This window comes from Rahnella sp. ATs2, assembly GCF_051851855.1.
In the GTDB taxonomy this organism is placed as follows: domain Bacteria; phylum Pseudomonadota; class Gammaproteobacteria; order Enterobacterales; family Enterobacteriaceae; genus Rahnella; species Rahnella variigena.
The window spans coordinates 24,928-32,773 of the sequence record NZ_JBLYPL010000036.1 but is presented as its reverse complement, the minus strand read 5'-3'; the positions used below and the strand labels follow the sequence as shown (position 1 = coordinate 32,773).

Below are 7,846 nucleotides of genomic sequence, written 5' to 3'. Positions count from 1 at the left end.
TTAAGTTTCCTTAAGCGGGCTTTTGTAATTGGGTTTCTCTGCCGGAATTTTCCCCGGAGATACATGAGCATGTAAATCGTTGGTGTAATAGGTCGCCACATCCTTTGCGCTAACTGATGCGGCTAACAAAACATTTATTTTTTCACATCAGCAACGCGCATACCGTTAAGTTGTTCATCGGTGATGGTGTTACCTGCTTTAAAGTAATCGATCACAGCTTTGTAAACAGAATACCCACCTGTTGTATTACGCACATTACCCTCGGTAAACGCGGTGAAGCCGTCACCACCATCAGCAAGGAAGTTTTGGGTAGCAATGTGATAAACCGTCGCATCCACAATCGCCTTACCATTAAGTGTAAGCTCCAGGACCCGTTGTCCAACGGGTTTACTGCTGTCGTATTTCATTTCCAGACCTTTTGAGACCTGCAACACTCCGTTACTTAAACTTGCGCCATGTTCCATCAAACTACGTAATTGTTTACCGGTAAGATCCATAGTGACCAGATCGTTAGGGAATGGGAACGTACTAATAACATCGCCCATCGTAATCGTGCCAGACGGGATCTCGCTGCGGATACCGCCTGAGTTAGTTAAGGCTAACTGTGTGTTTTTACCCGCAGCGGCCAGCAAAGCATCCGCAGCAAGGTTGCCCAGTGATGCTGATTCACCATATGCACGTGTTAATTCAACCGGCGACTGCGCCACTTTCTGTCCTACCACTTCATCGAGTTTCTTATTCCAGCCGTCGATCACCTGCTTCGTTTGCGGATCGGGCTTCCACTCATCTGCGTAAATGGTTTTAAGTTCGAAATTTTTCATCGTAAAGCTATGTGGCTTGGTGTAGTCCAGTACCAGTTTCCCCACATCGATACCGCCGCTATCGGTTGAGAGGATTAGCGTATTGCCTGCTTTAATCGGTTCCGGCGTACCGACATGCGCATGTCCGGTAATTAGAATATCCAGACCTTTCACCTGGTTTGCGGTTTGAATATCTTTATCCAGCGCACGACGCACATCGGTACTTCCTATACTGGACTGACGGGCAGGCGTGCCTTCATGAACCAGCAATACGGTCAAATCCACTTTGTCCTTAAGTTCATCGATATAACGCTGTAACCATTTAATCTCATCCCGCGCTTCAATACCTTCGCGCATTGCAGCAGAAACCGTATCATTGAAGGCAAATACACCGTGCAAACCTATAACGCCAATTTTTACGCCATCTTTTTCAATAATTGTATATGGCTTATCCCAGAATGCTTTATCGCTGTTCTGATAAAAAATATTGCCCTGCACAATAGGGAATTTCGCCTGGCTAAGCTGGAGCAACGCATTATCCCAGCCATCATCAAATTCATGATTGCCCATTGTGACCGCATCAAACGGCATGGTATTCATAATATCGATAATGGCCTTGCCCTTTGTTAGGCTGCTAATATAAGGGCCTGTAAAATAGTCACCTGCATCAAAAAACCAAGTTGCTTTACTTTTGGCTTTTTCCTCTTTTACCAGAGTGGTGATATTCGCCCAGCCACCCACATCCCGTTTACCGTCAGCAATCCATGGCACTTTATAAGGTTCCACATGAGCATGGAGATCATTAGTATAAATAATAGTGAGATCCTTGGCGCAGGCCCAAAATGGTAACGTCAGCAGAATACCCGCTGCGATTAATTTTATCTTCATAATCAATTCCTTTCAGTTTTATAAAGACTCGCTACTTTACGTTCTGAAAGGGTTTTAAATGCGTGTCTGCTCACACAATTAAGCAAGAGTTATGGGGCAAAATCATCGACCCATTGAAATCGTTGGTGACTAATATTGACTCTGTTTACCATTAATACCTGCAAATCGTTTGGTTGCCGCAATTTAGGGCTGCCAATCTCCGCAGCTGCAGATTACAGTTGGCCAGACTACAGACTGGGATATCCGGCATTGCACTGTCGTGCATGTGGGAGTTATCCCCCTCTGTTTGATGAACAACAATTTAATGACTGGCTGTCTGCTCACTTAAGTGCATATGCCTCAGAAAACGGTCGTTTTTGTCCTGAATGTTATTGCAACAAAACTATTTGCTATGGTCATAACCCGCGGGGAACACAGCGAGTTCAGTGCCGTGTCTGCAGAAAAGTCTGGACACCCAAACAGCAAAAACAAAGAAAAATAATCCCTCCGGAAAGAATTGAAACTGTGTCACTTATTGTGCCCTTCCAGGGGAGTAGTGCAGAACAGAAACTGTATGTTCTGCTCAGTTTCGATGCCACCTTCGGTAATATTCTTCATATTTCCACAAATTTTACTCAGCATTTCATTGGTGAAAGTCTGCGGTACCGGTGGCGCGGGAGAATTGAACCTGATTTGCATCATAGCGATATCGTAATTCGCGTTGATTTGCGCGAGACGCAATTTCTGAGACGGAGCCAGTTTGATGAAATTCAGTATGGAAGTGCGGTTCTTAAACGTAACGCCAGAGGTGCAATTTTGCGTCCAGTTATCGCAGCTCACGGGCATTTCCGAGTACTGAGCCTCCTTTTTCCTGACGTAAAAGTACATGTTATTTCACACGAATGTTTTCTTCGGGGAGCCGTCATTACTGTTTGGGCAGATCTGTTTCGCCAACGGCAAGCTGAGCTTTGGTTTATAGAAGAGGAAATAAATGACACTGAGAGTAATATCCCCTGGCATTTTCAGGGAATAACACAGCATGGCTGGTGGCAAGGCCAATGGCAGCTTTGGGCGCAGAAGAAAAATCGTAAGATGGTTTGCTCATTAACGGGCGGGGATAGCAATAACGCTGAAACGCTCTCTTTAACGGCCAGCAGGCAGTTTATCCACTGGCTATATAAACAAACTAATTTTACCCACAGTGCTCAATTATCCGCAGGGAGCGTAACGCAATTACTACGTTCCCTGGCGCATGACTATAACGAAAAACGTGAAATAAAAGGAACAGGCTGCGGGAGTCAGAAATAGTATTTACTTCAACTGATTGCGTCAAAGCCATACGGGTTCTGGCGCCGGGCATGAAAAGCAAAAAGCCCGCTTAAGTTTCCTTAAGCGAGCTTTTCTAATTTGGCTCCTCTGACTGGACTCGAACCAGTGACATACGGATTAACAGTCCGCCGTTCTACCGACTGAACTACAGAGGAATCGTGTGAACGGGGCGCATAATATCCAGAGGGCGGTGGAGTGTCAACGGCAATTTCCTGAAAAGCAGTGCGACTGCTCAGCAACTAATCAATATAGCCATAAAACTTCACTTTTTTGACAAGGAAAACCGTTTAATTCTGCCTTTTAACAATCACAACGCTGTCCGCGAAGTTGCCTTGCCAGCGGGTCCTGTTGATAAAAACGGGTGAAATGACCGTATACCAGCGGAAAACGCTCCGAAAGCAATTCTGGGGCACTAAAGAAATATTCAGAAAGTACGGCAAAACACTCTGCCGGATCGGTCGCTGCGTAGGCATCCATGCTGGCCGCTTCTTCGCCAACGGTGTCAATTTCATCCTGCAAATTCTGCATCGCCGCCTGTAAATCATGCTCCCAGGCCACCACTTCGCGTAACGGAATTGGCGGGATGCCGCTCACTTCGCCACCGTTTCGCATATCAAGTTTATGCGCGGCTTCGTGGATAATCAGGTTAAAACCGGAGTTATCAAACGAGTCTTCAATATCCTGCCAGTTCAGCACGATCGGGCCCTGATCCCAGCTCTGACCGGCGTGAATTTGCGTTCCGGCATGAACCAGTCCGTTTTCATCCTGCCACGGAGAATCGACAACAAAAGGGGAAGGGTAGAGCAAAATTTCATGAAAACCATCGAGCCACGACGCACCGAGTTCCATCACCGGCAGCGCAAAAAGTAACGCAATGCGTGCCTGCATCTGTTCAGTCAGCACAATTCCCTGCAAAGGAACCAGTCGTTTCTGATGCAAAAGCTGGCTGGCGACCTGAATCAGACGTTGTTGCTCTTGCTCGTTCAGGGAGGACAACAGCGGGATATTCAGAGCGTCATTCCACGCGTCTGATTTCTCAATTTTCAGTTCATTCGCTTTCCACGGCCACTTAATCATCATCTTGCTCGCAAAGTGATCATTCGATTTATCAGCAGGGTTTGCCTCAGACTACACCAATACAAGTAACTTCAACAGGTTAGCAGCGTATCGGGACAATTCTGAATGGATGTTACACATCATGAGATTTTAAGCAAAATGTGCACACGTCTAATCAGACGTAGCTCACGTTATTATTCTAGTCACAGAGCGCGCAACGTGCCCGCCGCATCGAAACGCACGGCGGGCGCGGGGAAGTGTTAATGCCTGAGCCACTTATCGATAAATTCAGACGGATCAACAGGCTTTCCAAAAAAGTAGCCTTGCAGGTATTCGAGGCGATAGGGGGCGAGATAATCCACCTGTTTTTGCGTTTCTATACCTTCCGCCACGATGACCATTTGCAGGCGTTTGGCCAGATCAATAACGTTATCGACAATATGCCCGGCCAGCGCATCGGTGCCGATCCGGCCTATGAAACTCTGGTCGATTTTCAAAATGTCGATGTGGAATTTTTGCAGGTAGGCCAGGCTGGAATGGCCGGTACCAAAGTCATCCATGGCGATCAGCACGCCCATCCGGCGCAAGGCACTGAACAGGCTGTGGGTGGTTTCTGAAGGCTCTATGAGCTCGCGCTCCGTCAGTTCCAGAACCAGATTGATCGGGTTCTCCCGGAAGGCGTCAATAAAAGCTTTGCAGTCTTCGACCAGCGTCAGGTCTTTAAAGTGGCTGGCGCAGATATTGAACCCGAAATGGAAATTTTTCGGCAACTGAGCGGCCAGCGGGCCGAACTGATCGCGCACCTGCGCCATCATCTGGCGGGTCATCGGCACAATCAGCCCGCTTTCTTCTGCCAGAGGGATGAACTGATATGGCGGGATCAGCCCCATCTGCGGATGCTGCCAGCGCATCAAAACTTCAGCGCCGGTGATTTCATGGTTTGTTCCATCCACGACCGGCTGCAAGTAAGGGATAAATTGTTTTTTCCCCAGCGCGTTTTTCAGTGCAGCAACCGGGCCACCCAACCGGCCAAGCAGCGCATAGGTCATAAAAGCAATGAAGATGCTGATCAGCGGGAACAGGATCAGGCTGACAGTGGCGTAGTCAAAAATATAACGCCAGTGATCGCTCGGGCGGATCACCAGTTGCATTTCATAAGGATAAAACGAGGATTTCAGCGACATCTTTTCGCCATCAGGCCAGATTTCAGAAGTATGAATTTTGCCCTGGCTGTCCATCCACTTGTCGCCGACTTGCAGGATCAGATACGCGTGGGTACTGAGCAATTGCAGAATATTATGCAGGAAATAACCATCGACCCCGACCAGTACGCCACTGCCGTTAACATCATGACGATAGGCAATCAGCGGGTGATCAGGCGTCACTATATTGCCGCTCATCAGCATCAGTTTTCCATCGACGTAATTTTGAGTGGAAATCGTATCGTCACGTTCACCGAATAAAGAGGCGCAATAAACCTTATGCTGGCGATATAAATTGACGGTGCGCACGTTGGGAACTTTGGCGACCTGCCAGCGCAGCGCCTGAATGGTGGGCTGATCACAAGGTGCACCAATCAGATTTTCCACCGCGCCAGCGGCGATCGCGGCATTATCCAGTGTCATGTCCACCAGTCTCACTGATTGTTGCAGGCTGGCGCTCACATCGCGCCGTAATCCCTGCGAGGTTTGCCACGAGATAGCCAGTATCCCGACTGCCGCGACCAACGTGAACGCAAGCAGCGCGAGGCAAATCCGCATAGAGGGTCGGTTTAACCAGTTTGAGCCCAAGAGATATCCACCAGTGAGAGACGGAGCAAGAAGTTTTGTTCTGTTAATATAACCCATAATGGTGTTAACCATTGTTACAGCTGGATAAGAAGGTTAATTTCACGCCATTGATAAGCCTGTCTTTTGATGCAAATCATGAATGATTAATTGTTTAACTATTTTTTGTGTCTATCAAATAGGGTCAGCGTGTTATCCCCGGCTGAAGCACTGCGGTGCCGTTATTCCAGTGAACCGGGCGGTCTGATTTACCGTTTGAGCTGGATCTCAAGTCTGCGTCAGTTTGTGCGGTTTGAGTGTTATCGGGTTTTACTGACGGCATAAAGTTTGTAGCATAAGACTTTATGCCGTCTGTCAGTCACCGACACCAGGACTATCCGATGCTTCCCCGTTTTAAAGTGCTTCTTTCTGCCGCTGTGTTGTCTTTTTCCTTTTCAGGTGCAGTCTTTTCCGGCTCAGCATTTGCTGCTGATGCGCCGAGCTACGGGCCGCAACTACAGGGTTTTGACTATCCTTTTCCGCTGAAACAATTCTCTTTTAATTCCCAGGGTGCTCCGCTTCAAATGGGCTATCTGGACGTACCGGCCACCGGGCATAAAAATGGTCAGACTGTCGTGCTGATGCACGGTAAGAATTTTTGTGCCGCGACCTGGGGCGACACCATTTCGGCGCTGGTGAGTAAAGGTTATCGGGTGATCGCGCCCGATCAGGTCGGGTTCTGTTCATCGACCAAACCTTCCCATTACCAGTACAGTTTTCAGCAACTGGCGACCAATACCCATGAGTTGCTGAAAAGCCTGAAAATAACCAAGGCCGTGATTGTCGGGCATTCTACCGGCGGTATGCTGGCGACGCGATACAGCCTGATGTTTGCACCCGAAGTATCGAAACTGGTGCTGGTGAATCCGATTGGTCTGGAAGACTGGAAAGCCAAGGGCGTGCCTTATCGTACCGTGGATCAGTGGTACGACCGTGAGCTGAAAACCTCGGCGGACAGCATTAAACAGTATGAACTCAAAACCTATTACGTGAATAAGTGGAAACCGGAATACGACCGCTGGGTCGATATGCTGGCAGGGCTGAACAACGGGCCGGGGCATAAACTGGTGGCCTGGAACTCTGCGTTGATTTACGACATGATTTTCACGCAGCCGGTCTTTTACGAGTTCAAAAATCTGCGCGTGCCGACCACGCTGATGATCGGCACTGCCGATACCACAGCGATTGGCAGCGACATCGCGCCGCCTGCGGTAAAAGCCAAAATCGGTCACTACAACGTGCTGGGTAAACAGGTCACGAAACTGATCCCTCATGCGAAACTGATCGAATTTAAAGGCCTCGGCCATGCGCCGCAGATGGAAGAACCGGAAAAATTTAACGCGGCATTGCTGAAAACGCTGTCACGCTGATTTCCTCTGTTTTCCGTTTCAATAATAAAAAACCGCAGCCTGAATGAACGGGCTGCGGTTTTTTATTGGTATTGCAGAACGGCGGGATTAACGCAGATTATCTGGGAAATTGGCTGGCAGTTCGCTTGCTGCGCAGTCGATCACAGTGTCATTATCCGCACCGCAATCACGCACGAAGGTGATGGTCGCGAATTCATCAATAACTTCAGTCGGATACGCCGGTCCCGCATCACGGTAAGAATTCATCAGCGGAATGTGGTCGTTCTGGAAGCAGACGGTTTTTTCCGGATTATTCATCACCCATCGTGGGAAGAAAATGGTGCCGTGGAACACGTTATCGCCCAGATTCACAATCAGGCTGACGTCAGTGCCGGTCGGTTCAGTCCAGGAAATTTTGTACACATCAGATGCTACCCGCACGATATACGCTTTCTGATCTTTCACCCAACGGTTGCCGACCAGCCCGCTGTGAATACGGTAATCCAGGGTGTGCGCGTTTTTGACGTAGATTTCATAATTCCAGCCGTTGTCGTAGGTGTAAACCACATGTTTGCCAACGAAACCGCTCAGGTCATGTTTATCAAATGTGCTCATGATA

At 48.4% G+C, this 7,846-nt stretch carries 6 protein-coding genes and 1 tRNA gene; 2 read left to right on the top strand and 5 right to left on the bottom strand.

Annotation, left to right across the window (positions count from 1 at the left end; translation table 11 throughout):
- Positions 1-134: 134 nt before the first annotated feature.
- Positions 135-1,688: a bifunctional metallophosphatase/5'-nucleotidase gene (locus tag ACJY2G_RS24590; protein ID WP_430320950.1), complete on the bottom strand. Its 1,554-nt coding sequence runs from the start codon at positions 1,686-1,688 to the stop codon at positions 135-137.
- Between the two features lie 132 nt (positions 1,689-1,820).
- On the opposite strand from ACJY2G_RS24590, the gene ACJY2G_RS24585 reads away from it, so the two are divergent.
- Positions 1,821-2,975, top strand: a complete 1,155-nt coding sequence (locus tag ACJY2G_RS24585) for a cytoplasmic protein (RefSeq protein ID WP_430320962.1) — start codon at positions 1,821-1,823, stop codon at positions 2,973-2,975.
- 100 nt (positions 2,976-3,075) lie between these two features.
- Here the strand turns inward: ACJY2G_RS24585 and ACJY2G_RS24580 are convergent.
- The 3 genes from ACJY2G_RS24580 to ACJY2G_RS24570 form a co-directional block, all read right to left on the bottom strand.
- A tRNA-Asn gene (locus ACJY2G_RS24580) sits at positions 3,076-3,151 on the bottom strand.
- 145 nt (positions 3,152-3,296) lie between these two features.
- On the bottom strand, positions 3,297-4,073 hold the full coding sequence (gene mtfA, locus ACJY2G_RS24575; protein WP_120163434.1) for a DgsA anti-repressor MtfA: 777 nt from the start codon (positions 4,071-4,073) through the stop codon (positions 3,297-3,299).
- Between the two features lie 239 nt (positions 4,074-4,312).
- The gene (locus ACJY2G_RS24570) at positions 4,313-5,812 is read right to left on the bottom strand and encodes an EAL domain-containing protein (RefSeq protein WP_439292299.1); all 1,500 of its coding nucleotides are present in this window, start codon (positions 5,810-5,812) and stop codon (positions 4,313-4,315) included.
- 407 nt (positions 5,813-6,219) lie between these two features.
- On the opposite strand from ACJY2G_RS24570, the gene ACJY2G_RS24565 reads away from it, so the two are divergent.
- Positions 6,220-7,248 carry an alpha/beta fold hydrolase gene (locus ACJY2G_RS24565; protein ID WP_439292298.1) on the top strand — a complete coding sequence of 343 codons (1,029 nt, stop codon included), beginning with the start codon at positions 6,220-6,222 and terminating at the stop codon, positions 7,246-7,248.
- A gap of 87 nt (positions 7,249-7,335) precedes the next feature.
- Here the strand turns inward: ACJY2G_RS24565 and ACJY2G_RS24560 are convergent, their stop codons facing one another.
- Complete coding sequence (locus tag ACJY2G_RS24560) at positions 7,336-7,845, bottom strand: phenolic acid decarboxylase (RefSeq protein ID WP_167459668.1); 510 nt, start codon at positions 7,843-7,845, stop codon at positions 7,336-7,338.
- Between the last annotated feature and the right edge of the window lies 1 nt (position 7,846).

Excerpts from the sequence above, each read along its gene's own strand:
- ACJY2G_RS24590 (WP_430320950.1), bottom strand. The coding sequence starts at position 1,688 with ATGAAGATAAAATTAATCGCAGCGGGTATTCTGCTGACGTTACCATTT.
- mtfA (WP_120163434.1), bottom strand. The coding sequence starts at position 4,073 with ATGATTAAGTGGCCGTGGAAAGCGAATGAACTGAAAATTGAGAAATCA.
- ACJY2G_RS24570 (WP_439292299.1), bottom strand. The coding sequence starts at position 5,812 with ATGCGGATTTGCCTCGCGCTGCTTGCGTTCACGTTGGTCGCGGCAGTC.
- ACJY2G_RS24565 (WP_439292298.1), top strand. The coding sequence starts at position 6,220 with ATGCTTCCCCGTTTTAAAGTGCTTCTTTCTGCCGCTGTGTTGTCTTTT.